Raw genomic sequence first — 24,164 nt, 5'->3', positions numbered from 1 at the left:
GCATCGCCACCCGCTACGACAAGTCCCCCGAGAGCTACGACGCCGGACTCCACCTCCGGGCCTCCCTGATCTGGATCAACGACCTCTTACCGACGACCGAATGATCACGACCTCACACAGGCCCTAGGTTCGCTCTGCCTTCTCTGCCGTCGCTCTCCAGCCTGTCGCGGCGGGGGATCCGCGTCGTCGTACGCCGGGCGGCGGTCCGCGTACCGCGCCGGGAGTACCGCCGCCCCGCTCTGTACCTACTAGTATGTACACTCCTCGCATGAGCACTCCGGACCGTCTGATCGAAGCCACACGGGAGCTCCTGTGGGAGCGCGGTTATGTGGGGACGAGCCCCAAGGCCATCCAGCAGCACGCCGGCGCGGGCCAGGGCAGCATGTACCACCACTTCGCCGGCAAGTCCGACCTGGCGCTCACCGCCATCCGCCGTACGGCCGATGAGATGCGGGAGACGGCGGGCCGGGTGCTCGACGCGCCCGGGTCGGCGTACGAGCGGATCTCGGGCTATCTGCTGCGCGAGCGCGATGTCCTGCGCGGCTGCCCCCTGGGGCGGCTGACGATGGACCCGGAGGTCGTGGCGAGCGACGCACTGCGGGCGCCGGTGGACGAGACGATCACCTGGCTGCGTGAACGGCTCGCCGCGATCGTCCGGGAGGGCCTGGACCGGGGCGAGTTCGCCCCCTGCATCGTGCCCGACGACATCGCGGCGTCGATCGTCGCGACGGTCCAGGGCGGCTATGTGCTGGCCCGCGCCTCGGGCTCGACGGACGCCTTCGACGCGGGCGTACGCGGCCTGCTCACCCTCCTGGGCCCGCCCATCGAACCCGTCCTCCACATCTGAGGAGCCCCCGATGCACGCCATGCAGTACGAGATCACCCTGCCCGCCGACTACGACATGGGCGTCATCCGCCACCGGGTGGCGACCAGAGGCCACCTCCTGGACGACTTCCCGGGACTCGGCCTCAAGGCGTATCTGATGCGGGAGCGGGGCGAGGACTCGCCGGTCAACCAGTACGCCCCGTTCTACCTGTGGTCCCGGCCCGAGGGCATGAACGCCTTCCTCTGGGGCGCCGGATTCCAGGGCGTCGTCCAGGACTTCGGGCGCCCACAGGTGCAGCACTGGACGGGCCTCTCCTACGAGGCGGGCCCCGCGCCGGCCGCGCTCCCCCGCTCGGCCACCCGCCACCGCACCCCGATGCCCGCCTCGGTGCCCCCGGCGGACGCGGTCGAAGCCGCCCTGGAGGAGAGCCGGCGCCTCGCGAAGACCCCCGGCGCGGTCGCCACGGCCCTGGCCGCCGACCCCCGCCACTGGGAACTCCTGCACTTCACGCTCTGGGACCACCCCGCCCCCGAGGCTCCCGGCGACCGCTACCAGGTGCTGCACATCAGCCGGCCGGAGCAGGACCGGCTCGGGACGGGACGTCAGTGGTAGGTCTCAGGCGAGCGCGCCCAACGGGTCGTCCAGGACCGGCTGCCAGGCCAGCTCCGCCGCCCCGACCAGGCTGTTGTGGTCGAGCGTGCAGGGCAGGATCGGCACGCTCCCGCTGCGCCCCCACAGGCTGCGGTCGGCCACCACGGCCCGCAGCCGCTCCGGGTCGGCGTCGAGCAGTGCGCGGTGCAGGCCGCCGAGGATGATCCGGTCCGGGTTGAGGATGTTGACGAGACCGGCGAGCCCGAGGCCGAGCCGGTCGATCAGCTCCTCGGCGGCGTTGCGGACCGCGGGTTCCTCGTACTCGTTGCGCAGCAGGTCGCCGGACTGCTTGAGCAGGGACTCCTCCGGGCCGGGGGTGCGCCCGGCGGCGGTGAGGAAGGCGAGCGGGTCGGTCTCGACGTCCAGGCAGCCGCGGCCGCCGCAGTGGCAGGGGCGGCCCTCGGCGTTGACCGTGAGATGGCCGACCTCCAGGGCGAGGCCCGAACTCCCGGTGTGCAGGCGGCCGTCCAGGACGAGCGCGCCGCCGACACCGCGGTGGCCGGTGGCGACGCACAGCAGGTGCTGGGCCTCGCGCCCGGCCCCGTGCCGGTGTTCGGCGAGCGCGGCGAGGTTGACGTCGTTCCCGGTGAACGCCGGTCCCTCGATGCCCGCTTCACGGACGCATGTGGCGAAGATCTCGCTGACCGGGGCGCCGGCGGGCCAGGCGATGTGGAGTGGGTTGAGGGCGGTGCCCTCCGGTTCGGCCACGGCGGACGGCACCGCGAGTCCGGCCCCGACGCACCGCAGCCCGCTGTCCCTCAGCAGCCGCGCACAGTCGTCCACGACCTCGCCGATGACCTGGGCGGGGTCCGCGGTGACGGTGACGCAGCCGGGCGCGGTGGCGACGAGCCGGCCGCCGAGCCCGACGAGCGCGGCGCGGAAGCCGTCCGCGTGCACCTGGGCGGCGACGGCCACCGGGCCGGACTCCCGCACGGCCAGCCGGTGCGAGGGCCGGCCCTGCGAACCCGCCGCCGAACCGGGGCTCGAGTCGACCCGGATGAGGCCGAGCGCCTCCAGCTCGGCGGCGACCGCGCCGGCTGTGGCCCGGGTGACTCCCAGCTCGGAGGTGAGGACGGCACGCGTGGGCGCACGTCCGGTATGGACCAGTTCCAGGGCGGGTCCGAGCGCGCTGCGGCCCCTCTCCAACTTCGTCCGGGTGGTGGTCACCTTGCCGTTCATGGGGGCGAGTCTCCCATGATCCGGAGGTGGTTCTGACGCCGTGGTGGCCGACTTGCCCCGGGGGCGCGCCTGCGGGCCTCGCGCTTCGGGCCGGGCGGGGCATCCGTCTTGCGTCGGCTGTCCGGCCGCCCCTATGCTGAGTTTGTGCCGCAACTAAACAAACTGCGGACGGCACTCCCGGGGGGACTTGGCGGCAACACCGCCCCGCTCCCGTCGGCCCGTCTCCGTACCGCGCTGACCGTGTTCTTCGCCCTCGACGGTTTCCTCTTCGCCGGCTGGGTGGTCCGCATCCCGGCCATCAAGCACCAGACCGGCGCCTCGGCCTCCACCCTCGGCCTCGCACTCCTCGGCGTCTCCGCCGGTGCCGTGATCACCATGATGCTCACCGGCCGGCTCTGCCACCGGTTCGGCAGCCACGCGGTGACCGTGGTCTGCGGCGTCTTCCTCTCCCTCAGCATCGCGCTGCCCGCCCAGACGCACTCGGCCCTGTCGCTGGGGCTCGTACTCCTGGTCTTCGGTGCCGCGTACGGCGGGATGAACGTGGCGGCGAACAGCGCGGCGGTGGACCTGGTCGCCGCGCTGCGCCGGCCCGTGATGCCCAGCTTCCACGCCGCGTTCAGCCTCGGCGGGATGATCGGCGCGGGTCTCGGCGGGCTCGTCGCGGGCGGTCTCTCGCCCGCCCTGCACCTCTTCTTCCTGACCGGAATCGGACTGGTCGTGACCGCCGTCGCCGGGCCGGAACTTCTGCGGCACCCCGCCCCCAAGGCGCCGGAGCAGGCGGACGCCCCGTCCGCCGGCAACCCCGCCCAACGCCTGGACGGGCGGGCGCGCAAAGTGGTGCTGCTGTTCGGCGTGATCGCGCTCTGCACCGCGTACGGCGAAGGTGCCCTGGCCGACTGGGGCGCGCTCCACCTGGAGCAGGACCTCCAGGCCCGCCCCGGGGTGGCCGCCGCCGGCTACTCGCTGTTCGCGCTCGCCATGACGGCGGGCCGGCTCAGCGGCACCGCCCTGCTCGAACGGCTCGGCCAGACCCGCACGCTGGTGGCGGGCGGCGCCACCGCGGGCGCCGGCATGCTCCTGGGCTCGCTCGCCCCGACCGCCTGGCTCGCTCTCCTCGGCTTCGCCGTCACCGGTCTCGGCCTCGCCAACATCTTCCCGGTGGCGGTCGGCAGGGCGGGCGAGCTGGCCGGGCCCGGCGGGGTCGCCGCGGCCTCGACGCTCGGGTACGGCGGCATGCTCCTCGGGCCGCCCGCGATCGGCTTCCTGGCCGACTGGTTCTCCCTGCCGGTGGCCCTGACCACGGTGGCCGTGCTGGCCGGTGCGGCGGCGGTGCTGGGGTACGGCGCCCGCAAGGCGGCGTACACCTGATCGAATGAGTAGCGGTACTCAGGCAGGCGCGGCCCCCCCGGACGCACGATGGAGACACAGTCGTCCACGGGGAGCACTCAATGAACAGGCCCACCATGAACCACCGCCACCTCAGCACGCTCGCGCGGCTCACCTTCAAGAACGCCGCCTCGCTCGTCTACCTGGGTGTGGTCGCCGCGACAGCGGTGTTCGTCCTCGTGGACACTCTGTTCACCGCCCACGAGGACGCCTCGTTCGCGGGGGTCTGGCTGTTCCTGCTTGCGGCGCCGACCGTGTTCGTCTTCCTGCTCGGCAGCTCGCTGGCCGGGGCGGAGTCCTTCGGGCCGGCCTGGTTCATGTACCTGGCGCTGGTGGTGTCCGTGCTGGTGCAGTCGCTCGCGCTGGGCTGGTTCGCGCGGCTCGTCCGCGGCGCCTCCGGCCGGAGCCGGACGGCCCACCCCCAGGGCGCCTGATCCGCTGGCACAATCCGTGCCATGGAGATCACTGAGCACATACAAACCCTGGCCGCCGAGGGCCGCCTGCTGGCGGACGCGGCCGGGGAAGCGGGTCCGCAGGCGCGGGTGCCGACCTGTCCGGTCTGGCAGGTGCGCGATCTGCTCAGGCACACCGCGATGGTCCACGCCTGGGCCGCCGCCTTCGTGGCGCAGGGGCACACCTCGTACGTCCCCGACTCCGGGGAATCCGAGCTGGACGGGCCCGAGCTGCTGGCGCACTTCCGCGACGGCCACCGGTTCCTCGTGGAGGCGCTGGAGAACGCGCCGCAGGACCTGGAGTGCTGGACGTTCCTCTCCGCCCCGTCCCCGCTCGCCTTCTGGGCGCGCCGCCAGGCGCACGAGACGACGATCCACCGGGTGGACGCCGAGTCCGCGCGCGGCGGCGCCCTCTCCCCCATCGCCTCCGCCCACGCGCTGGACGGCGTCGACGAACTGCTGCGGGGCATGCACGCCCGCCCGAAGAGCCGGGTGCGCACCGAGGCGCCGCGCACGCTGCGGGTCCGGGCGACGGACACGGACGCCGTATGGACCGTACGTCTCTCCCCCGAGCCGCCATCGGCGGTGCGCGAGCAAGGGCCGGTGCCGACGGCGCCCGTGGACTGCGAGCTGAGCGCCGCGGCCGAGACGCTCTACCTGACGCTCTGGAACCGGCTGCCGCTCACCGCTCTCACCGTGACGGGCGACCCGGGCCTGGCCCGGCTGTGGCGGGACGACTCCTCGATCACCTGGTCCTGAGGCAGGGCGGCGCCGCTGCGCCGTCAGCCCAGCCAGCCCGGCCGGACCAGGCCGGATTCGTAGGCCAGCACGACCAGTTGGGCCCGGTCGCGGGTGCCGAGCTTCACCATGGCCCGGCTGACGTGCGTCTTCGCGGTGAGGGGGCTGACGAAGAGCCGGCGGGCGATCTCGTCGTTGGACAGTCCGATGCCGACCAGCGCCATCACCTCCCTCTCCCGTTCGGTGAGTTCGCTCAGCGCGGTCGCGGCGGCGGGCTCCTTGGACCGGGCGGCGAACTCGGCGATGAGACGGCGGGTGACGCTCGGCGAGAGCAGGGCGTCACCCGCGGCCACCGCCCGCACGGCCCGCAGCAGCTCGTCCGGCTCTGCGTCCTTGACCAGGAAGCCGGAGGCGCCGGAGCGGATCGCCTCGAAGACGTACTCGTCCAGTTCGAAGGTGGTGAGGATGACCACCTTCACGTGATCGAGCGCGGGGTCGCCGGTGATGGCGCGCGTCGCGGCGAGGCCGTCGAGGTGCGGCATGCGGATGTCCATCAGCACGGCTTCCGGACGCAGTTCGCGCACCAGGCGAACGGCCTCAGCGCCGTCGGCGGCCTCGCCCACCACCTCGATGTCCGGCTGGGCGTCCAGCAGTGCCCGGAACCCCGCCCGGACCAGCAGCTGGTCGTCGGCCAGCAGTACGCGCATCACGGTCTCCCCTCGTTGTGCCGGGCCGCCCCACCGGCTGCGGGCAGCGGCAGCTCGGCCCGTACGCGGAAACCCCCGTCGGGCCGGGTCCCCGCATCGGCGGTGCCGCCCAGCGCGGCGGCCCGTTCGCGCATCCCCGCCAGGCCGTTGCCGCCGCCCCCGGCGTCCGTGCCGGTGGCCGGTCCGCCGTCGTCCACGCGGAGCACCAGACGCGCGGGCCCGTAGCCGATCCGGACGCGTGCGGTACGTGAGCCCGAGTGCCGCACCACGTTGGTCAGCGCCTCCTGGACGATCCGGAAGCCGGCCAGGTCGACGCCGGGCGGTACGGCCCCGCGCACGCCTTCGGTCTCCACGGTGACGGTGAGGCCGGCGCTCGCCGCCTGCTCGGCCAGCTCGGGCAGCCGGTCGAGCCCGGGGGACGGGGACCTGGGCGCGTCACCGGGGGTGCGCAGGGTGTCCAGGACCTGCCGCACCTCGCCGAGCGCCTCCTTGCCGGCGGCCTTGATGGTGGTGAGCGCCGTGCGGGCCTGCTCGGGGTCGGTGTCGAGCAGGGCGAGCCCGACGCCCGCCTGGACGTTGATGACGGAGATGCTGTGCGCGAGGACGTCGTGCAGCTCCCGGGCCATGCGCAGGCGTTCCTCGTCGGCCCGCCGTTTCTGGGCCGCCGCGCGCTCCGCGCGCTGGGCGGCCCACTGTTCACGGCGTACGCGGACGAACTCGGCGGCCGCGACGACGGCCACCACCCAGGCCGCGACGCCCACCTCCTGTCCCCAGGGGGTGGCGGTGTCGTCGCCGGGCGGGAGCCACCGGTAGAGCCAGTGCGCGATCAGGAGGTGCGCCACCCAGATCGCGCCGACCGCCGACCAGGCCGCCCTGCGGTGTCCGGCGACGACCGCGCTGAAGCAGCCGACCGCCACGGTCAGGAAGACCGGTCCGTACGGGTAGCCGGCGGCGAGGTAGGCCGTGGCGGCGGCCGAGGTGCCGAAGGCCGCCACGACGGGGTGGCGGTGACGGAGCAGCAGGACCGCGACCCCGATGAGGAGGAGCAGCCGGCCGAAGAGATCGAGCGGAGCCTTGTCGTGGAGCTGACCGCGGGCCGCGATGTTCGAGCCGATCATGACGACGGCGCCGATCAGCAGCGTCGACGGCCAGGGCAGCCCGGCGGCGGACCGCCCGTGCCCGCCGGTGATCCAGCGCGGCGGCTCACCCCGGTGGCCCCGCCGCGGCCGCTCGCCCCCGTGCCGGAAGCCCCCGTGCCGGAAGCTCCGGTGCCGGAAGCTCCGGTGCCTGAGGCCCTGGTGCCTGTAGCCCTGGTGCCCGTAGCCCCGGGGGCCGCCGCCTGTCCTCGGGCGCTGCTCTTCCATGCCGTCCACGCTAGACGGCGCGCCGCCGGGCGGGCGTCAGCCGGGCGTGGTGGTCGCCCGTACTCCCCGGGGAGTACGGCGAAGGGGCGGGGCACGCCTCCGCGCCGGAACCTCAGCCGCGGCTGCCGAGCAGGCCGACCGTGTGGGCGAGTTCCGTGACGGCCTGCCGGAAGAAGACCTCGCGGGCCTCCACCACCCGGTTGAACTGGCCGAAGACCTCGAAGGAGATCAGCCCGAACAGCTGCGACCAGGCCGCGACGAGCGGGGCGGCGACGGCCGGGGCCAGGCCGGGGGCGAGATCGGCGGCCAGCCGTTCGGCCTCGGGGCGCAGCTCGTCGGCGAGCGGCGGGAGCGCGAAGCCCTCCTCGCGGTGGGCGTCCTCCACGATGGCGATGAGCACGAGGCCGACGCGCGCGGCGGGGCCGACGGTGTCCTGCGGTGCGGTGTAGCCGGGCACGGGCGAGCCGTAGATCAGCGCGTACTCGTGGGGGTGGGCCAGCGCCCAGTCGCGTGCGGCACAGGCGACGGCGACCCAGCGGGCCAGGCAGGTCCCGGGGGCGGGCGTGTCCGTGGCGCCGGCGGCGGTGCGGTGGGCGCGCTCGGCGGCTTCGCCGATGGCGTCGTACGCGTCGACGATCAGGGCCGTCAGCAGGTCGTCGCGGCTGGGGAAGTAGCGGTAGAGGGCGGAGGAGGCCATGCCCAGCTCGCGGGCGACGGCGCGCAGCGACAGCTTCGCCGCGCCCTCGGCGGCGAGCTGCTTCCTCGCCTCGCCCTTGATGGCGGCGGTGACCTCGGCACGGGCCCGTTCCCTGGCTCCCCGGATAGCGCTCATGGGTTCAGTCTGCCACGCGAGCAGAGCGGCGAACAATAACAAGAGCAGTGCTCTTGCTTTTGAGCGCCATTCACGTGCACACTGCTCTCAAGCGAGAGCACCGCTCTCTCAAGCAATGCCGAACCGTGCCGAACCGTGGGGGTCATCGTCATGACGCAGTCGCAGCCGTACTACCTGCAGGGCAGCCCGCTCGACGTCCGTCTGAACAGCGTCGTCGGCTGGCTGGCACGACACGGCGTCAGCCTGCCTGGCCTCCAGGAGCTGTCGGTGCGCGGCCGCAAGAGCGGGAAGATGCAGCGCGTCCCCGTCAACCTGCACACCTACGAGGGCGCGCAGTACCTGGTCTCCGCCCGGGGCCACTCGCAGTGGGTGCGCAACATGCGGGCGGCCGGCGGCGGCGAGCTGCGCACGGGGCGCAGGACGCACGCCTTCACGGCCGTGGAGATCGCGGATGACGAGCACAAGGCGCTCGTCATCCGCACCTACCTGGAGCGCTGGGGCTGGGAGGTGAACCAGTACTTCAAGGGCATCACCGTGAAGTCGACGGACGCCGAGATCCTGGCGGCCTGCCCCGACCACCCCGTCTTCCGCGTCACCCGGACGGGCTGACGCACCGGCCGGCGCACCGCCCCCGGTGGCTGCTACCGGTCCATCGCGGACAGCGCCCGCTGGGCCAGCGGGTGCGAACGGACCAGCTCGGCCAGCGACGTCGTGCCGCGGGTGATGCCCGCGAAGGCGTTCCACGCCGGGCGGAAGCCCGTCAGCACCGCGTGCAGCAGGCCCGGGCGCCGCTCGAAGAGCTTCAGCATGCGCCGCCCCACGCTCATCTCGACGCCGAGCCCGGCCTTGATGGCGAACGCGTAGTTGAGCGCCTGGCGACGGGCGTCCACCGCGTCGTGCGACTCCGCGACGCGCACCGCCCACTCACCGGCGAGCCGCCCCGAGCGCAGCGCGAACGAGATGCCCTCGCGGGTCCACGGCTCCAGCAGGCCCGCCGCGTCACCGCACACCAGCACCCGGCCGCGCGAGAGCGGCGAATCGTCGCTGCGGCAACGGGTCAGGTGCCCCGAGGAGATCTTCGGCTCGAAGCCGGCGAGGCCGAGCCGCGCGATGAAGTCCTCCAGGTACCGCTTGGTTCCGGCACCGTCGCCGCGGGCGGAGATCACGCCGACCGTCAGGGTGTCGCCCTTGGGGAAGACCCATCCGTAACTCCCGGGCATGGGGCCCCAGTCGATCAGCACGCGGCCCGCCCAGTCCTCGGCGACCGTCGGCGGGACCGGAATCTCCGCCTCCAGACCCAGGTCGACCTGGTCGAGCTTCACCCCGACATGTGCTCCTATCCGCCCGGCGCTGCCGTCCGCGCCGACCACCGCGCGGGCCAGGACCGTCTCGCCGCCGGACAGCACGACCGCGACCGTGCGCCGGTCGGGCACCGCGGCGCCGTGCTGCTCGACACGGGTGACGGTCGCCCCGGTGCGCAGCTCGGCACCGGCCTTCTGCGCCTGCTCGACCAGCCCGGCGTCGAACTCGGGGCGGTTGATGAGCCCGAAGAGCATCCGCCGGGAGCGGCGTGTGCGCGCCAGCCTGCCGTTGAGCGAGAAGGTGACCGCGTGGATCCGGTCCTGCAGGGGCAGTTCGAACCCGGGCGGCAGCGCGTCGCGCGAATACCCGATGATGCCGCCGCCACACGTTTTGTAGCGGGGCAGTTCCGCCTTTTCCAGGAGCAGTACCTTGCGGCCGGCCACCGCCGCCGCGTATGCCGCGGAGGCTCCCGCGGGTCCGGCGCCGACTACGACGACGTCCCACACGGACGTCTCTTCGTGCTCATGTCCGGCGTCTGCGTTCTCGCTGCTCACGATGTGCTTCTGCTCCCGATCCGACCAGTGGCCCAAGCTGCTCACGGCATCCTACGGCGCGTTGCGGCCGACCCCTGCTGTGGGAGGATCGGCCGAGTCTCCGACGTACCCGCAACGCCCCACTCCAGGCGGGCAAGTACCCGGAAACGTACACATAACGTCGCACCTACCAGGAGCGTGTCCCATGACCGGCCATCCGATTTCCGAGACCGTCGCCTCGCTGATGCCCCGCGCCAAGGCGGAGCTGACCGAGCTGGTGGCCTTCCAGTCGGTGGCGGACCCCGCGGTGTATCCGAAGAGCGAGTGCGAGGCGGCCGCCGCGTGGGTCGCCGGCGCCCTGCGCGCCGAGGGCTTCCAGGACGTCGCCCTGCTCGACACCCCCGACGGCACCCAGTCCGTCTACGGCTTCCTGCCCGGCCCGGCCGGCGCGCCGACCGTGCTGCTCTACGCGCACTACGACGTGCAGCCGCCGCTCGACGAGTCGGCCTGGCTCTCCCCGCCGTTCGAGCTGACGGAGCGTGACGGCCGCTGGTTCGGCCGGGGCACGGCCGACTGCAAGGGCGGCTTCGTCATGCACCTGCTCGCGCTGCGCGCCCTCAAGGCGGACGGTGGGGTACCCGTCTCGGTCAAGGTGATCGTGGAGGGCTCGGAGGAGCAGGGCACCGGCGGTCTGGAGCGGTACGCCGAGGCGCACCCCGAACTGCTCGCCGCCGACACCATCGTGATCGGCGACACCGGCAACTTCCGGGTGGGGCTGCCGACCGTCACCTCGACGCTGCGCGGCATGACGATGCTGCGGGTCCAGCTCGACACCCTGGAGGGCAACCTCCACTCCGGGCAGTTCGGCGGCGCCGCCCCCGACGCGCTCGCCGCGATGATCCGGCTGCTGGCGTCGCTGCGCGCCGAGGACGGTTCGACCACGGTCGACGGCCTGACCGCGGACACGGAGTGGGACGGTCTGCAGTACCCGGAGGAGGAGTTCCGCAAGGACGCCAAGGTCCTCGACGGGGTCGGGCTGATCGGCACGGGCACGGTCGCCGACCGGATCTGGGCGCGGCCCGCCGTCACCGTGATCGGGATCGACTGCCCCGCCGTGGTCGGCGCGACGCCGTCGGTGCAGGCGAGCGCGCGGGCGCAGATCAGTCTGCGGGTACCGCCGGGCCAGAACGCGGACGAGGCGACCAAGCTGCTGACCGCGCACCTGCTGGCGCACGCCCCGTGGGGGGCGAAGGTCTCCGTCGAGCAGGTCGGCCAGGGCCAGCCGTTCCGCGCCGACATCGCGAGCCCGGCCTACACGGCGATGGCGGACGCCATGCGGGTCGCCTACCCGGGCCAGGAGATGCAGTCCTCCGGCATGGGCGGTTCGATCCCGCTCTGCAACACGCTGGCCGTGCTGTACCCGGACGCGGAGATCCTGCTGATCGGGCTGAGTGAGCCCGAGGCACAGATCCACGCGGTGAACGAGAGCGTGTCGCCCCAGGAGCTGGAGCGGCTCTCGGTGACCGAGGCGCTGTTCCTGCGCAACTACGCGGCCTCCAAGGCCGTCTGACCGCCTCCGTGGGCGGGCTACGCGTTGAGCGAAGCTCGCCGAGAGCGTAGATCCATGCGGTGGCCGGACGCGGCCGCGTACGTTCGCCGCATGGATCTCGTCCAAGTCCTTCCCCGGCTGCACATGTTCCGCTTCCCGATCGGTCAGGCGTACCTCTGGCGCGACGGGGCGGAGCTGACCCTGGTCGACGCGGGCGACGTGCGCGCGGCGTCCGCCATCGAGGAGGCGGTGCGCGGGCTCGGCCACGACCCCGCCCGCATCGCCCGCATCGTGATCACCCACGGGCATCGCGACCACTACGGCGCGGCCCAGGAGCTCGCCGACCGTCACGGCGCCGAGATCCTGGCGCACCGGCTGGACGCCCCGGTGATCCGGGGTGAGGAGGAGATCGGTGAGCCGGTGCTCCTGGACTGGGAACGCCCGCTGTACGAGCACGGGCTGACCGTGCCTCCGGCTCCGCCGACCCGGGTCGACACCGAACTGTCCGACGGCGTGACGCTGCCGTTCGCGGGCGGGGCGCGGGTGGTCCACTCCCCCGGTCACACTCCGGGCTCCATCGGTCTGCACCTGCCCCGGCACGGAGTGCTGTTCACGGGTGACTGCGTCGCCGGGGTGGGGCAGGTGATGCTGGGCGTCTTCAACATCGACCGAAGGCAGGCCGTGGCCTCCTTCCGGCGGCTGGCGGCGCTGGAGGCGGCCACGGTCTGCTTCGGCCACGGCGATCCGCTCACGAAGGACGCCACCGCGGTCATGCGGGCCTCAGCCGACCGGGACGCCCGCCTCCAGATTGAGCACGGCTGAGCGCTCACGGGCCCTGAGGGCCCAGCACAGCCGTTCGTAGCGGGTGGGCGGCAGCAGGGTGGCCGCCTCCGCCTCGGTGACGAACCGCCAGCCGCGCAGTTCGGAGCCGGGCAGCAGCAGCCGTGCGGCGTCCGCCTGCGGCAGCAGACCGCCGTCGAAGAGGAGCCGCAGCCCTCCGTATCCGGGGGGATCGGGCGCCTCCCAGTCGATGACGAGGAGCTTGGGGACCTGTTCGAGGCGGATGCCTATCTCCTCCTCCACCTCCCTGATCCCGGCCTGTGCGGGGGCCTCGCCGGTCTCCACCACGCCGCCGGGGAACTCCCAGCCGGGTTTGTACGTGGGGTCGACGAGCAGGAACCGGTCGTGTTCGTCGAAGAGCAGCACCCCGGCGGCGACGGTCTCCGCGGTCGGTTCGGGGGTCTGCACGATCTCGCAGGCCGGGGCCGCCCCGGTGCGTACGGCCTCCGCGATGCGCTCCGCCGTCTCGCGGGGTGTGAGGGTGCTGTTGTCGATGGTGTGGGCGTCCCCGGTGATCCAGTCGAGGGCCGAGCGGTACGGTTCGATGCGGTCGTATGCCCAGTGGCCGGTCGGGTCCGCGTCCTCCGCGTCGCCGGGGAATTCGGCCCGATGGGCGATGCGCTGACGCAGGATCGTTTCGTCAGGTGAGAGCAGTACATGGCGCACCGAAATGCGCCGGGCGGCGAGCCCGCCGAATATCTCGTCGCGATACTCCTGCCTCAGCAGCGTCATCGGAACCACCAGCACCCCGCCCATCTCGGCGAGCAGGGCGGCCGCGGTGTCCACCACGAGGCGCCGCCAGATCGGCAGGTCCTGGAAGTCGGTCACCTCGGCGAGCTTTTTCTGGGGCAGCAGGTTCCGCAGCCCCGTCCCGGTCAGTTCCGGGTCGTAGAAGGTGCTGTTCGGGATCAGATCGATCAGTTCACGCGCGGCGCTGGTCTTGCCCGCGCCGAACGCACCGTTGATCCAGACGATCACGGTTCCCCCCTCTTCCGTAGCCCCCTGTGGCTTGCCCGCAACACCCTGCCGCGAAAACACGGCGGAGGCGATGCGTTGTGCGAAGCGGACATCGAACGACCTCGCCGGGCCGCTGCGGGGTACGGGGGAGGAAGCGGGCCGGACCGTAACGGCGGGGGCCGCGCGTCGTTGGAGCGGGCAGCAGAAATGAACGACAGGGGGTGTGGACCATGCGTCGCACCGTGCTCGAGCAGTTCCCCGCGGGCGGTCCGCGGGGCAGCTGGCCCGCGGAAGAGTTCGCGGCCGCCCGCCGCGGCGAAGGGGTCGCGGCGGAGGTCGTGATGGACCTGGAGCAGGACGCGTTCCTCGTGGTCGTACCGCAGCAGGCGTCGGACCGGGGGCGCTGACGCCCGGACGCACGGCTTCGGCGTGCGCCCGGGACGCCTGCGCGGACAGGACGTCAGGGCGTGTCGCCGCGCCAGTCCCACTTGTCCGGCTCGTCGGCGCGCGGCCCGTACTCGGCGCGTCCGCCCGGCCCGTAGGCACCGATCTCGGTGACCAGGGCGGAGCCGTCGGCGAGGGCGACCGGCGTCCAGCCGGTCACGTCGAGCAGCAGGCCGTCGAGCGGACCGCCCACCAGCTCCCGGTACTCCCGCCCGGGCCGGGGGCCCGGATCGGGGTCGTCGTGGTCGGCGCCGTACACCCGCCGTCGCATGATCTCGTCCATGCACGCAGGATCGCACCCGCCACTGACATCGGCGGCGGCGCACGGGCCGTGGCGGGCCATGTGCTTCACCCTTCGGTCACAACTCCATCACTAGCGGAGTATCCGCCTCCCATTCGTCCGGCTCCATGGCTACGGTCGTCTCTCCACATATCCCTTGGGGGGTCCCATGTCGCACAACCCGCCGCCGCAGCCGCCGCCTTGGGGGCCGCCGCCGCAGCCCACGCCGTTAGGTCCTCCGGCTCCCGCCGGCAGCGCGCCCCGCTGGGCGAGGAAACGGATCGTCCTTCCGGCCGCAGCCGTCGTGTTCATCATCGGCGTGGGCATGGGCAGTGCCGGTGAGAGCTCCGGCTCGGACGCCGAGGCCGCGGCGAAGTCCTCGCCCGCGCCGACCGTCACGGCCACGGTGACGCACACCGCCGCGCCCGAGCCCGCGGTGACCGAGACCGTCACCGCGAGCCCGAAGCCGGTGCCGACCGTCACGAAGACCAAGACCGTCAAGGTCACCGTCGCGCCCGAGGACCCCGCCGACACCTCGGACGACTCAGGCTCGGGCGGTTCCGGCTCGGGCAGCGGCAGCAGCGGCGGCGGCAGCTCGGCGTACTACGCGAACTGCACCGCCGTGCGCGCGGCCGGTGCGGCCCCCATCCACCGGGGCGATCCCGGTTACGGCCGCCACCTCGACCGCGACGGCGACGGCGTCGCCTGCGAATAGGGCGGGAGACGGCGCGCTCCGAGCGCCGTCGTCGCCCGGTCCTGCCGCCGGCCGCAGGACCGGGCGCCCTTCACCCCTTGCCGGCCCCGAGCGTGAGCCCGGCGATGAAGTGGCGCTGGAGCAGCAGGAACACCACGAGGGTCGGGAGCGCGACGATCACGGACCCTGCCGCCAGCAGGTTGTAGTCCGTGAAGAACTGGCCGCGCAGGTTGTTCAGTGCGGAGGTGACGGGCAGTTTGTCGCCGTCGGATATGAAGACCAGCGCCCACAGGAAGTCGTTGTACATCCAGGTGAACTGGAGCGTGCCCAGGGCGGCGAGCGCGGGCCGGCACAGCGGCAGGGTGATCCGCCAGAACTGGGTCCAGACGCCGGCCCCGTCGACCACGGCCGCCTCCAGGATCTCCGGCGGGAGGGTGCGCATGAAGTTGGCCAGGACGAAGACGCAGAAGCCGAGCTGGAAGCCGGTCTGCACCAGGATGACGGCCCAGTAGGAGTCGAACATCGTCATCGAGTCGGACATCCAGTAGGGCAGCGGGATCCGGTTGAAGACGACGTACAGCGGGGTGACGATCACCTGCTGCGGGAGCAGGTTCCCGGCCGTGAACAGCATCAGCAGGACGAGCCCGCCGCGCATCTTCAGCCGGGCGAGCGCGAAGGCCACGAAGGAGGCCAGGAAGAGGGTGATCAGCACTCCCGGCACCGCGATGATCATGGTGTTGACGAAGTACTTCGTCATACCGGAGTCGGTGAACGCCTGCCGGTAGTAGTCCAGCGAGAGATGGCGCGGCAGCGAGAAGTAACCGTGTTCCGACGTCTCGTCGTACGGCCGCAGCGAGGCGTAGACGGCGAGCAGCAGCGGGGCGAGGAAGGCAAGCGAGACCGCCATCAGGAAGGCGTGCACACCGAGCCTGCCGGGGCGGAGCCTGCGGCGGCCCGGGGCGGGGGCGGGCGGCGACGGGCGTACGGGGGTCGCCTGCGTCGTGGTCATCGGTTCTTCTCCCCTCGGAGCTCCTGGACCAGGTACGTGACCACGAATCCCAGGGAGACGGTCAGCAGGACGACGGCGATGGCGGAGCCGAAGCCGATCCGGCTGGCCTCGCCGATGATGTTGTCGGTGACGAGCACCGAGAGCAGTTCGAGGCCGTTGCGGCCGTGGTTGACCGCGTACACGATGTCGAAGGCGCGCAGCGACTCGATGACGGTGATGACGCCGACGATGACGTTGACCGGCCGCAGGGTCGGGAAGACGATGCGGAAGAAGGTCTGCGCCTCGTTCGCCCCGTCGATCGCGGCGGCCTCCTTGAGGGAGGGGTCGACGGCCTTGAGCCCGGCGAGGTAGAGGATCATCACGTAGCCGGTGTGGCGCCAGGCGGCGGCCAGCAGGATCATCCAGATGTTGAGGTCGGGGTCGCCCAGCCAGTCGGTCGGGGACTGCGTGTCGCCGATGACGGCGTTGAGTGCGCCCTGGTCCCGCGAGAAGACGAGCTGGGCGATGAAGCCGACCACGGCGAGCGAGAGCACGACGGGCATGTACAGCGTCGACTGGTAGAAGCGGCTGAAGCGCACGCCCCTGTCGATGAGGACGGCCAGGAGCAGCCCGAAGGGGGTCGCGACGAGGCCGAGGAAGGCGAGCCAGAGCAGGTTGTGCCGGGCGGCGGGCCAGAACTGCGGGTAGTTCGTGAACAGGTTCACGTAGTTGCGCGTTCCGACCCACTCGATGTCGCCGATGCCGTCCCAGCTGGTGAAGGAGAGGACGACGGAGGCGAGGGTCGGCCCCCAGACGATGGCGAGGTCGAGCAGGACGGGCAGGCCGAGCAGGACGCCCAGCACGACGAGGTCGCGGCGGGTGAAACGCCGCGAGCCCCGTCGTCCGGTGCGCCGCCCCGAGATGAACGACACGATGCGTACTCCGGGTTCAGTCCGAGGCGAAGATGGTCTTCTTCTGCCGTTCGATGCCGTTGACCAGGCCGTCCACGTCGTTCGGGCTGCTGATGAACTTCTGGATCGCCGGGATCATGACCGTGGAGGAGAAGTCCGGGCGGGTGTCGCGGTCCAGGAACTGGGAGATCTGCTTGGCGCCCGAGACCAGGTCGACGGCCTTCTTCTGCAGGGCGGAGTACTGCGAGATGTCCGCCTCGTCGCTGACCGCGATGTTGTTGGGGTCGCTCTTGAGGTAGATGTCCTCGGCCTTGCCGGTGGCGAGCCACTTCAGCAGGTCCTTGGCGCTCTCCAGGGTCTTCTCGTTCTTGAGGTTCTTGGACTTCTTGGCCAGCAGGAACCCGTCGATGGGCGCTTCGACGGCGTCCTGGCCGTGCTCGGGGTTGATCGCGGGGAAGGGAAAGAAGTCGAGGTCGGCCTGTTCTCCCTTGGGGAACTGCGCCCCGGGATGCGGAAGACCGAGGACGGTCATGCCCGCCTCGCGCTTCTGGAGGCTGGTGGCGGCCTCCTGCCAGGTGCGGCCGTTGGCGCCGGGCTGGCAGTACGGGAGGAGGCGTCGCCAGGTGTCGAAGACCTCCCTGACGCGCTTGTCCGTCCAGGCTTCCTCGCCGGCCATGAGGCTCTTGTGGAACTCGTATCCGTTGGTCCGCATGTTGATGTAGTCGAAGGTTCCCATGGCGGGCCAGCCGTCCTTGTCGCAGAACGCGATGGGCTCCAGCTCGTCCTTCTTCATCTGCTTGGCGAGTGCCACGTACTCGTCCAGCGTTTTGGGCGTCTGGTAGCCCCGCTCGGCGAACAGGCTCTTACGGTGGAAGACGGCCCACGGATAGTAGTAGTACGGGGTGAGGTACTGCTTGCCGTCCTCGCCGGTGGACTGGTCCTTCAGGGCGTCGGAGAATCCGGTGTAGCTCTGCCAGTTGTCGCTGATGTCGTGCAGCAGGCCCTTCTTGGCGAAGAACTGCATGCGGTTCCCGGCGAACCACATGAAGACGTCGTCGGGCTTGCCCTGGAGATAGCGGTTGATGTTCTCCTGGAAGGTGTTGTGGTCGACGGTGTTGACCTTCACCTTTCGGCCGTCGGACTGGTCGGCGTAAGCCTGGAAAGCCTCGGCGAACGCCTTCTTGGGAACGGGGTCGGACGCATTCGATCCCAGGGTGATGGTCTTGCCGTCCCCGCCGGGGCCGCTCCCGCAGGCGGTGAGCAGGGCGGGCAGCGTGACCGCACCGGCCCCCAGTGCCGCACCGCGTAACAGGCTCCGCCGGGACATCCGATGTCCCGCGACGCTGCCGGGCAGATCCGATCTGTCGTACGCGTGTGCCATGACCCCGTCCTCCGGAAGGCAACCGAACACAACCGAACGTGCGATTGGATCTCACCGCCAACAAGAGGCACAGTCAAGGGTTTTGACGAGATACCAGCCATCGGTCACTCACCCTCTTCCAACAGACTTCAACACGCTCTAACGTAATCGCTCGGCCTGGCGTGTACATGTCGCCACATGATCCGGCACGAGTACGGAGGAACGTAACGATGCGTCATCTTCCAAGCCGTCCCACCCGCGCGAGCCGCCACAGAATCGTCGGAGCCCTCACCGCGGGCCTGCTGTGCACGGCCGGAGCCGTGGTGCCCGCCGCCGCGCACTCCCCCGCCCCCGCGGCGACGGCCGGCGCGCAGGCCGGGAACGGTCTCGCCCTCGCTCCGCCCATGGGATTCAACAACTGGAACTCCACGCATTGCCGCGCCGAGTTCAACGAGTCGATGGTCAAGGCAATCGCCGACATCTTCGTCGAGAAAGGGCTCAAGGACGCCGGCTACGAGTACGTCAATCTGGACGACTGCTGGGCGGTGCCGCAGCGGAATGCCGACGGCAAACTGGAAGCCGATCCGGTCCGGTTCCCGAACGGCGTCAAAGCCGTCGCGGACTATGTCCACTCCAAGGGCCTCAAGCTCGGGATCTACACCAGCGCGGGCACCAGGACGTGCGACAGCGTGGGCCTTCCCGGTGCCCTCGGCCACGAGTTCAGTGACGCCCGGCAGTTCGCCGACTGGGGCGTCGACTATCTGAAGTACGACAACTGCAACAACCAGGGCGTGGACGCGAAGGAGCGCTACACGACGATGCGGGACGCGCTGGCCGCGACCGGCCGCCCCATCGTCTACAGCATCTGTGAATGGGGCGAGAACAAGCCCTGGGAGTGGGCCGCCGGACTGGGCAACCTCTGGCGCACCACGGGCGACATCAACGACAGCTGGGGCAGCATGCTGTCGATCATGAAGCAGAACCTCCCGCTCGCCGCGGCGGCGGGACCCGGCCACTGGAACGACCCCGACATGCTGGAGGTCGGGAACGGCGGGATGACGGACACCGAGTACCGCACCCACTTCTCGATGTGGTCGGTGATGGCGGCTCCGCTGCTCATCGGGTCCGATCTGCGCACGGCCACGCGGGAGACGTTCGACATCCTCTCCAACGAGGAGGTCATCGCCGTCGACCAGGACCCGCTGGGCAAGCAGGGTGAGGTGCTGTCGTCCGGCGGCGGGCGCTGGGTCGTCGCCAAGGAGATGCGGGACGGCAGCCGGGCGGTCGCCCTGTTCAACGAGACCGGCGGCGCCCAGCGCATCTCCACCACGGCCGCCGCGGTGGGCCTGCCGAAGACCTCCGCGTACACCGTGCGCGACCTGTGGGAGCACACCACCCGCAACACGGCGGGCAGCCTCTCGGCGACCGTACCCGCCCACGGCACCGTGCTGCTGCGCGTGGCCACCGACCGCCGCTGGGCCGCCCATCCGCCCGCCGTGGAACTCGCCCTGGAGGGCAGCCCCCTGGTCGAGGCGGGCCGCACGGCCACGCTGACGACCGAGGTGACCGACCTGGGCCGCACGCCCGCGCTCATGGTGTCGGCCGCACTCACCGGGCCGTCCGGCTGGCAGGTGAAGGCCGCTTCGAGCACGGGGACGGCGGCCCTGCCCACGGGCCGGGCGCTCACCACCCGTTGGCGGGTGACGGCACCGGCGGGAACGGCTCCCGGCGGCTACGACCTGACGCTCGCCGCGCAGTACCGCTCCCCCACCGGAAACCGGGTGCGGACCGCCGTCCCGTTCCAGGCCACCGTGGTGGTCGCGCCACCGGCCGGCAGCAGCTACCTCAGCGACCTGCCGCGGCTCAGCGCGTCCAACGGCTACGGGCCCGTGGAGAAGGACACCAGCAACGGGGAGAGCGCGGCGGGCGACGGCCACCCGCTGACCATCGGCGGCGAGGTGTTCGCCAAGGGGCTCGGGGTGCACGCGGCCAGCAGCGTCGAGTACTACGCGGGCGGCGCCTGCAGCACCGTGACGGCCCGGGTCGGAGTCGACGACGAGAAGGGAACCAAGGGAAGCGTGACATTCGAGATCTGGGCGGACGGCACCAAGGCGGCATCGACCGGGGTGCTGACCAACGCCATGCCGGCGCAGCCGCTCTCGGCGGACGTGAGCGGGGCCCGGGTCGTCCGCCTGGTGGTCGGGGACGGAGGTGACGGCGTCGACTCCGACCACGCGGACTGGGCGGACCTGCGCATCACCTGCTGAACCCGGCGGCCGTGGGTGACGGCCACGTCCGCCGCCCGGGGGCGGTGCGCCCCGGCCGGCCGTGAGGGGCCGGCCCGGGCGCACCGTACTCAGTGGGCCCTGGCCGGCACGCCCTCGTCGGCGCCCGCGGGCGCGGCGAGGGCGGCCGCCGCCGCGCCCACCAGCCCGGCGTCGTTGCCCATGACGGCGGGCACCACGGTCAGCGGCTGCACGAACGACAGCGTGGCGTACCGGCGCAGGGCGGTGCGCAGCGGTGCGAACAGCAGGTCGCCGGCACCGGCCACGCCGCCGCCGATCACCGCGATGTCGATCTCGACCAGGGTCGCCGTCGCGGCGATCCCGGCGGCCAGGGCCTGCGCGGCGCGCTCGAAGGAGGCCAGGGCGACCGGGTCGCCCGCCCGCGCGGCCGCCGCGACGGCCACCGCTGAGGGGTCCCCGTCCGGGCCCGGCCGCCAGCCGTTCTCCAGCGCGCGGCGGGCGATGTTGGGGCCGCTCGCTATGCGCTCGACGCAGCCGCGCGCCCCGCACGGGCACGGGTCGCCGTCGAGGTCCACGCTGATGTGCCCGATGTGGCCGGCGTTGCCGCTGGGGCCCGGGTGGAGGGCGCCGCCGAGCACGAGCCCGCCTCCGACGCCGGTCGAGACGACCATGCACAGCGCGTTGTCGTGGCCGCGGGCCGCGCCGAGCCAGTGCTCCGCCGCGGTGATGGCCACCCCGTCGCCGACCAGTGTGACCGGAAGCCCGCCCGTGGCGTCGCGGACCCGTTCCACCAGCGGGAAACCCCGCCAGCCGGGCACGTTGACCGGGCTGACCGTCCCGCTGGACGCGTCCACCGGGCCCGCGCTGCCGATCCCCACGGCCGTCGCTTCCCCCCACCGCGGCGAGGCGGCCAGCTCGGCCAGAACGCCGCCCACCGCCTCCATGACCCGCTCGGCGCTCTCCCGGGCGGGCGTCGGGCGCTGCGCGCGCACGACGAGCGTGCCGTCCCGGTCCACCAACGCGCCGGCGATCTTGGTGCCTCCGATATCGAGGGCGGCGACGAGGTCGGTATGCATCGGTGTGGCTCCGGGTGGTGTGGGCGGGACCTGCGGCTCAGGCGGACAGTCTGCCCAGTCTCCATTCCCTTGACAACGTTGTCCAGGGCCTATGCTCGACGCCACACCCTCCGGGACCTCCGCGGCAGCCGCCGCGGACCTTCGGGACCGCCCGCACCGACGACAGGACAGCGCACCGTGGCCGAGACCACCCGTCACCCCGAGCCCCGTTACGGCAACCGGCCGACCATGAAGGACGTGGCCGCCCGGGCCGGGGTGGGCCTCAAGACGGTCTCGCGCGTGGTCAACAGCGAGCCGGGCGTCACGCCCGACACCGAGCGCCGGGTCCAGGAGGCCATCGACGCGCTGGGCTTCCGCCGCAACGACAGCGCCCGCGTGCTGCGCAAGGGCCGCACCGCCTCCATCGGCCTGGTCCTGGAGGACCTGGCGGACCCCTTCTACGGGCCGCTGAGCCGCGCGGTGGAGGAGGTGGCCCGCGCGCACGGAGCGCTGCTGATCAACGGTTCGAGCGCGGAGGACCCGGAGCGCGAACAGGAGCTGGTCCTCGCCCTGTGCGCGCGCCGGGTGGACGGGCTGATCGTGATCCCGGCCGCCGACGACCACCGCTACCTGGAACCGGAGATCAAGGCCGGGGTCGCGACGGTCTTCGTGGACCGCCCGGCCGGGCGGATCGAGGCGGACATGGTGCTCTCGGACAGCTTCGGCGGCGCCCGCGAGGGCGTCGCCCATCTGATCGCGCACGGCCACCGCCGGATCGGCTTCATCGGCGACCAGCCGCGCATCCACACCGCGACCGAGCGGCTGCGCGGCTACCACGCCGCGATGGCGGACGCCGGGATAACCGTCGAGGACTCCTGGGTGTCGCTGGGCTCCACGGAGCCGGACCGGGTCCGCGCCGCCGCCGAGGCGATGCTCGGCGGCCCGGAGCCCGTGACGGCCCTCTTCTCGGGCAACAACCGGGTGACGGTGACCGCGGTCCGCGTGCTGGCGGACCGCCGACCGCCGGTCGCCCTGGTCGGCTTCGACGACATCGAGCTGGCCGACCTGCTCGGCATCACCGTCATCTCCCAGGACGCCGCGGCCGTGGGCCGCACCGCCGCCGAGTACCTCTTCCGGCGCCTGGACGGGGCCGGCCACGCGCCGGCGCGCGTGGAGCTCCCGACCCGCCTGATCCCGCGCGGTTCGGGCGAGCTCCCCCCGGCCTGAGCGACGCCCCTCAGGGCGCGGTGACCGTCAGGGTGCCGCGCCGGGGCGAGGCGAAGGCGTCGAGGTCCGCGCGGGTCAGCCCGGTCAGCCGGGCCACCTCGGCGGTGTCCAGGGCGCCGCAGTCGATACCCCGGAGCAGGTAGCCGCTGAGCGCCTTGGCGGTGGCGGGTTCGTCCATGACGTCGCCGCCGGTCCTGGCCACGTACGCGGCGAGCCGGGAGGCGGCCTGCTCCAGGCCCTCGCGGTAGAAGGTGTAGACGGCCGCGTACCGGGTCGGCAGGTGGCCCGGGTGCATGTCCCAGCCCTGGTAGTACGCGCGGGCCAGGGCACGCCGGGTGAGGCCGTAGTGCAGCCGCCACGCCTCGTGGACCTGGGGGGTGGGGCCGACGGGCAGGACGTTGGTCGAGCCGTCCGAGACGCGTACGCCGGTGCCGGCGGCGGCCACCTGCATGACGGCCTTGGCGTGGTCGGCCGCCGGGTGGTCGCTCGCCTGGTACGCGGGACTGACGCCGACGCACGCGCTGTAGTCGAAGGTCCCGTAGTGCAGACCGGTCGCCCGTCCCCGCGCCGCGTCGATCATCCGGGCCACGGCGGCGGTGCCGTCGGCGGCCAGGATGGACTGGCTGGTCTCGATCTGGATCTCGAAGCCGAGGCGCCCGGACGGCAGCCCGTGTGCCTGCTCGAAGGCGTCGAGCAGCTGGACGAAGGCGGTGACCTGCTCCGGGTACGTCACCTTGGGCAGGGTGAGGACGAGCCCTTCGGGCAGGCCGCCCGCCCGCATCAGGCCGGTGAGGAAGACGTCCGTGGTGCGGATGCCGCGGTCGCGTACCGCCGCCTCCATGCACTTCATCCGGATGCCCGTGTACGGCGCCGCCGTGCCGTTCGCGTACGCCTCCGAGACGAGCCGGGCCGCGCGGGCCGCCGCCTCGTCCTCCTCGGCGTCGGAGCGGGGCCCGTAGCCGTCCTCGAAGTCGATCCGGAGGTCTTCGACCGGCTCGCGCTCCAGCTTGGCGCGCACGCGGTCGTGGACGGGCCCGGCGAGCTCGTCCGGGATGCCGAGGACCGCGGCGAGGGCGGCCGCGTCGGGGGCGTGCTCGTCGAGCGCCTTCAGCGCCTCGTCGCCCCAGGAGCGCAGGGTGCCGGTTGTGAAGGTGTCGCCCGGTACGTAGACCGTGTGGACGGGCTGGCGGGTGCCGGGGTCGCCCGGGTAGCGGCGGGCGAGTTCGGCGTCCACCGCCGCGAGGGAGGCGCTGATCCCGTCGCTGACCGCACCGGCGAGGCTCGTCGCCACCTTCTCCTGCTGCCCCATGTCCGCACCCTCCATGCTGTAATAGTTTCCGCTTCCCGGAATCAACAATCCGTATAGTGAAGTTATAAGGATGCCGCACCGGCGTCAACGGTGATCGGGAACGACGCGGGGCCGCACGGTGGTCCACCGTGCGGCCCCGGGCCGTTGCTCATGGGTGCTGTCCCAAGGATCAGCCCTTGCGGGTGGTGATCTCCTCGGTCAGCTGCGGGACGACGTCGAAGAGGTCACCGACGACGCCGTAGTCGACGAGGTCGAAGATCGGGGCCTCGGAGTCCTTGTTGACCGCGACGATCGTCTTCGAGGTCTGCATCCCCGCCCGGTGCTGGATCGCAC

At 72.3% G+C, this 24,164-nt stretch carries 24 protein-coding genes and 1 pseudogene; 12 read left to right on the top strand and 13 right to left on the bottom strand.

The window, feature by feature from the left end; all coding sequences use genetic code 11:
- The first annotated feature begins 253 nt into the window (after nucleotides 1-253).
- Nucleotides 254-847, top strand: a complete 594-nt coding sequence (locus E6R18_RS32085; protein ID WP_136320382.1) for a TetR/AcrR family transcriptional regulator — start codon at nucleotides 254-256, stop codon at nucleotides 845-847.
- Nucleotides 848-857: 10 nt separating this feature from the next.
- Nucleotides 858-1,439, top strand: coding sequence for a DUF4865 family protein (locus E6R18_RS32080; protein ID WP_136320381.1), 582 nt, complete (start codon nucleotides 858-860; stop codon nucleotides 1,437-1,439).
- A 3-nt stretch (nucleotides 1,440-1,442) separates the two neighbouring features.
- Here the strand turns inward: E6R18_RS32080 and E6R18_RS32075 are convergent, their stop codons facing one another.
- On the bottom strand, nucleotides 1,443-2,657 hold the full coding sequence (locus E6R18_RS32075; RefSeq protein WP_136320380.1) for an ROK family protein: 1,215 nt from the start codon (nucleotides 2,655-2,657) through the stop codon (nucleotides 1,443-1,445).
- A gap of 144 nt (nucleotides 2,658-2,801) precedes the next feature.
- Between E6R18_RS32075 and E6R18_RS32070 the strand changes: the two genes are divergently transcribed.
- The 3 genes from E6R18_RS32070 (at nucleotide 2,802) to E6R18_RS32060 (ending at nucleotide 5,254) form a co-directional block, all read left to right on the top strand.
- Nucleotides 2,802-4,025 carry an MFS transporter gene (locus E6R18_RS32070; protein ID WP_240799923.1) on the top strand — a complete coding sequence of 408 codons (1,224 nt, stop codon included), beginning with the start codon at nucleotides 2,802-2,804 and terminating at the stop codon, nucleotides 4,023-4,025.
- An 80-nt stretch (nucleotides 4,026-4,105) separates the two neighbouring features.
- Nucleotides 4,106-4,477: a hypothetical protein gene (locus E6R18_RS32065; protein ID WP_136320379.1), complete on the top strand. Its 372-nt coding sequence runs from the start codon at nucleotides 4,106-4,108 to the stop codon at nucleotides 4,475-4,477.
- Nucleotides 4,478-4,498: 21 nt separating this feature from the next.
- Nucleotides 4,499-5,254, top strand: coding sequence for a maleylpyruvate isomerase family mycothiol-dependent enzyme (locus E6R18_RS32060; RefSeq protein WP_136320378.1), 756 nt, complete (start codon nucleotides 4,499-4,501; stop codon nucleotides 5,252-5,254).
- Between the two features lie 23 nt (nucleotides 5,255-5,277).
- On the opposite strand, the gene E6R18_RS32055 is transcribed toward E6R18_RS32060, so the two are convergent.
- The 3 genes from E6R18_RS32055 to E6R18_RS32045 form a co-directional block, all read right to left on the bottom strand.
- On the bottom strand, nucleotides 5,278-5,943 hold the full coding sequence (locus tag E6R18_RS32055; protein WP_136320377.1) for a response regulator transcription factor: 666 nt from the start codon (nucleotides 5,941-5,943) through the stop codon (nucleotides 5,278-5,280).
- A complete protein-coding gene (locus E6R18_RS32050) occupies nucleotides 5,940-7,304 on the bottom strand; it encodes a sensor histidine kinase (RefSeq protein ID WP_136320376.1) in 1,365 nt (454 codons plus the stop codon). Before E6R18_RS32050 ends, E6R18_RS32055 begins: the two co-directional genes overlap by 4 nt.
- A gap of 112 nt (nucleotides 7,305-7,416) precedes the next feature.
- Nucleotides 7,417-8,136: a TetR/AcrR family transcriptional regulator gene (locus tag E6R18_RS32045; RefSeq protein WP_136320375.1), complete on the bottom strand. Its 720-nt coding sequence runs from the start codon at nucleotides 8,134-8,136 to the stop codon at nucleotides 7,417-7,419.
- 150 nt (nucleotides 8,137-8,286) lie between these two features.
- On the opposite strand from E6R18_RS32045, the gene E6R18_RS32040 reads away from it, so the two are divergent.
- Entirely contained in the window at nucleotides 8,287-8,745 is a 459-nt protein-coding gene (locus E6R18_RS32040) for a nitroreductase family deazaflavin-dependent oxidoreductase (protein WP_136320374.1), read from the top strand.
- A 32-nt stretch (nucleotides 8,746-8,777) separates the two neighbouring features.
- On the opposite strand, the gene E6R18_RS32035 is transcribed toward E6R18_RS32040, so the two are convergent.
- Nucleotides 8,778-9,992, bottom strand: a complete 1,215-nt coding sequence (locus E6R18_RS32035; RefSeq protein ID WP_136320373.1) for a geranylgeranyl reductase family protein — start codon at nucleotides 9,990-9,992, stop codon at nucleotides 8,778-8,780.
- Nucleotides 9,993-10,176: 184 nt separating this feature from the next.
- On the opposite strand from E6R18_RS32035, the gene E6R18_RS32030 reads away from it, so the two are divergent.
- Nucleotides 10,177-11,541, top strand: a complete 1,365-nt coding sequence (locus E6R18_RS32030) for a dipeptidase (RefSeq protein WP_136320372.1) — start codon at nucleotides 10,177-10,179, stop codon at nucleotides 11,539-11,541.
- 90 nt (nucleotides 11,542-11,631) lie between these two features.
- Nucleotides 11,632-12,342: an MBL fold metallo-hydrolase gene (locus tag E6R18_RS32025; protein WP_136320371.1), complete on the top strand. Its 711-nt coding sequence runs from the start codon at nucleotides 11,632-11,634 to the stop codon at nucleotides 12,340-12,342.
- Here E6R18_RS32025 and E6R18_RS32020 read toward each other — a convergent pair.
- On the bottom strand, nucleotides 12,301-13,338 hold the full coding sequence (locus E6R18_RS32020; RefSeq protein ID WP_136320370.1) for an NUDIX hydrolase: 1,038 nt from the start codon (nucleotides 13,336-13,338) through the stop codon (nucleotides 12,301-12,303). The genes E6R18_RS32025 and E6R18_RS32020 overlap by 42 nt on opposite strands.
- Nucleotides 13,339-13,547: 209 nt before the next feature.
- On the opposite strand from E6R18_RS32020, the gene E6R18_RS34295 reads away from it, so the two are divergent.
- Entirely contained in the window at nucleotides 13,548-13,724 is a 177-nt protein-coding gene (locus tag E6R18_RS34295; RefSeq protein WP_018550895.1) for a hypothetical protein, read from the top strand.
- 53 nt (nucleotides 13,725-13,777) lie between these two features.
- On the opposite strand, the gene E6R18_RS32015 is transcribed toward E6R18_RS34295, so the two are convergent.
- Nucleotides 13,778-14,044: a hypothetical protein gene (locus tag E6R18_RS32015; RefSeq protein WP_136202328.1), complete on the bottom strand. Its 267-nt coding sequence runs from the start codon at nucleotides 14,042-14,044 to the stop codon at nucleotides 13,778-13,780.
- Between the two features lie 166 nt (nucleotides 14,045-14,210).
- Here E6R18_RS32015 and E6R18_RS32010 point away from each other — a divergent pair, with 166 nt between their 5' ends.
- A complete protein-coding gene (locus E6R18_RS32010; RefSeq protein WP_136320369.1) occupies nucleotides 14,211-14,756 on the top strand; it encodes an excalibur calcium-binding domain-containing protein in 546 nt (181 codons plus the stop codon).
- A 70-nt stretch (nucleotides 14,757-14,826) separates the two neighbouring features.
- Here the strand turns inward: E6R18_RS32010 and E6R18_RS32005 are convergent, their stop codons facing one another.
- From E6R18_RS32005 to E6R18_RS31995, 3 genes are read right to left on the bottom strand one after another with little or no spacing between them, the layout of a single operon-like run.
- Nucleotides 14,827-15,744: a carbohydrate ABC transporter permease gene (locus E6R18_RS32005; protein WP_136320368.1), complete on the bottom strand. Its 918-nt coding sequence runs from the start codon at nucleotides 15,742-15,744 to the stop codon at nucleotides 14,827-14,829.
- Nucleotides 15,741-16,655 carry a sugar ABC transporter permease gene (locus E6R18_RS32000; RefSeq protein WP_136320367.1) on the bottom strand — a complete coding sequence of 305 codons (915 nt, stop codon included), beginning with the start codon at nucleotides 16,653-16,655 and terminating at the stop codon, nucleotides 15,741-15,743. Before E6R18_RS32000 ends, E6R18_RS32005 begins: the two co-directional genes overlap by 4 nt.
- Before the next feature lie 16 nt (nucleotides 16,656-16,671).
- Nucleotides 16,672-17,961 (bottom strand): ABC transporter substrate-binding protein, encoded by a 1,290-nt coding sequence (locus E6R18_RS31995; RefSeq protein ID WP_136320385.1) that lies wholly within the window; start codon nucleotides 17,959-17,961, stop codon nucleotides 16,672-16,674.
- Nucleotides 17,962-18,224: 263 nt separating this feature from the next.
- Here E6R18_RS31995 and E6R18_RS31990 point away from each other — a divergent pair, with 263 nt between their 5' ends.
- Nucleotides 18,225-20,261 carry an NPCBM/NEW2 domain-containing protein gene (locus E6R18_RS31990; protein WP_206308486.1) on the top strand — a complete coding sequence of 679 codons (2,037 nt, stop codon included), beginning with the start codon at nucleotides 18,225-18,227 and terminating at the stop codon, nucleotides 20,259-20,261.
- A gap of 89 nt (nucleotides 20,262-20,350) precedes the next feature.
- Here the strand turns inward: E6R18_RS31990 and E6R18_RS31985 are convergent, their stop codons facing one another.
- Complete coding sequence (locus tag E6R18_RS31985) at nucleotides 20,351-21,316, bottom strand: ROK family protein (RefSeq protein ID WP_136320366.1); 966 nt, start codon at nucleotides 21,314-21,316, stop codon at nucleotides 20,351-20,353.
- A 177-nt stretch (nucleotides 21,317-21,493) separates the two neighbouring features.
- Between E6R18_RS31985 and E6R18_RS31980 the strand changes: the two genes are divergently transcribed.
- Nucleotides 21,494-22,522, top strand: a complete 1,029-nt coding sequence (locus tag E6R18_RS31980; RefSeq protein WP_136320365.1) for a LacI family DNA-binding transcriptional regulator — start codon at nucleotides 21,494-21,496, stop codon at nucleotides 22,520-22,522.
- A 10-nt stretch (nucleotides 22,523-22,532) separates the two neighbouring features.
- Here E6R18_RS31980 and E6R18_RS31975 read toward each other — a convergent pair whose 3' ends face one another.
- Together E6R18_RS31975 and E6R18_RS31970 are read right to left on the bottom strand one after the other, a co-directional pair.
- Nucleotides 22,533-23,831 carry an aldolase/citrate lyase family protein gene (locus E6R18_RS31975; protein WP_136320383.1) on the bottom strand — a complete coding sequence of 433 codons (1,299 nt, stop codon included), beginning with the start codon at nucleotides 23,829-23,831 and terminating at the stop codon, nucleotides 22,533-22,535.
- Between the two features lie 169 nt (nucleotides 23,832-24,000).
- A pseudogene (locus tag E6R18_RS31970) lies at nucleotides 24,001-24,164 on the bottom strand (electron transfer flavoprotein subunit alpha/FixB family protein); the annotation flags it as partial.

Source organism: Streptomyces sp. A1277 (assembly GCF_004795015.1).
Classification (GTDB): Bacteria; Actinomycetota; Actinomycetes; order Streptomycetales; family Streptomycetaceae; genus Streptomyces.
The sequence above is the reverse complement of the archived record's forward strand: the minus strand, read 5'-3'. Positions and strand labels throughout refer to the sequence as shown.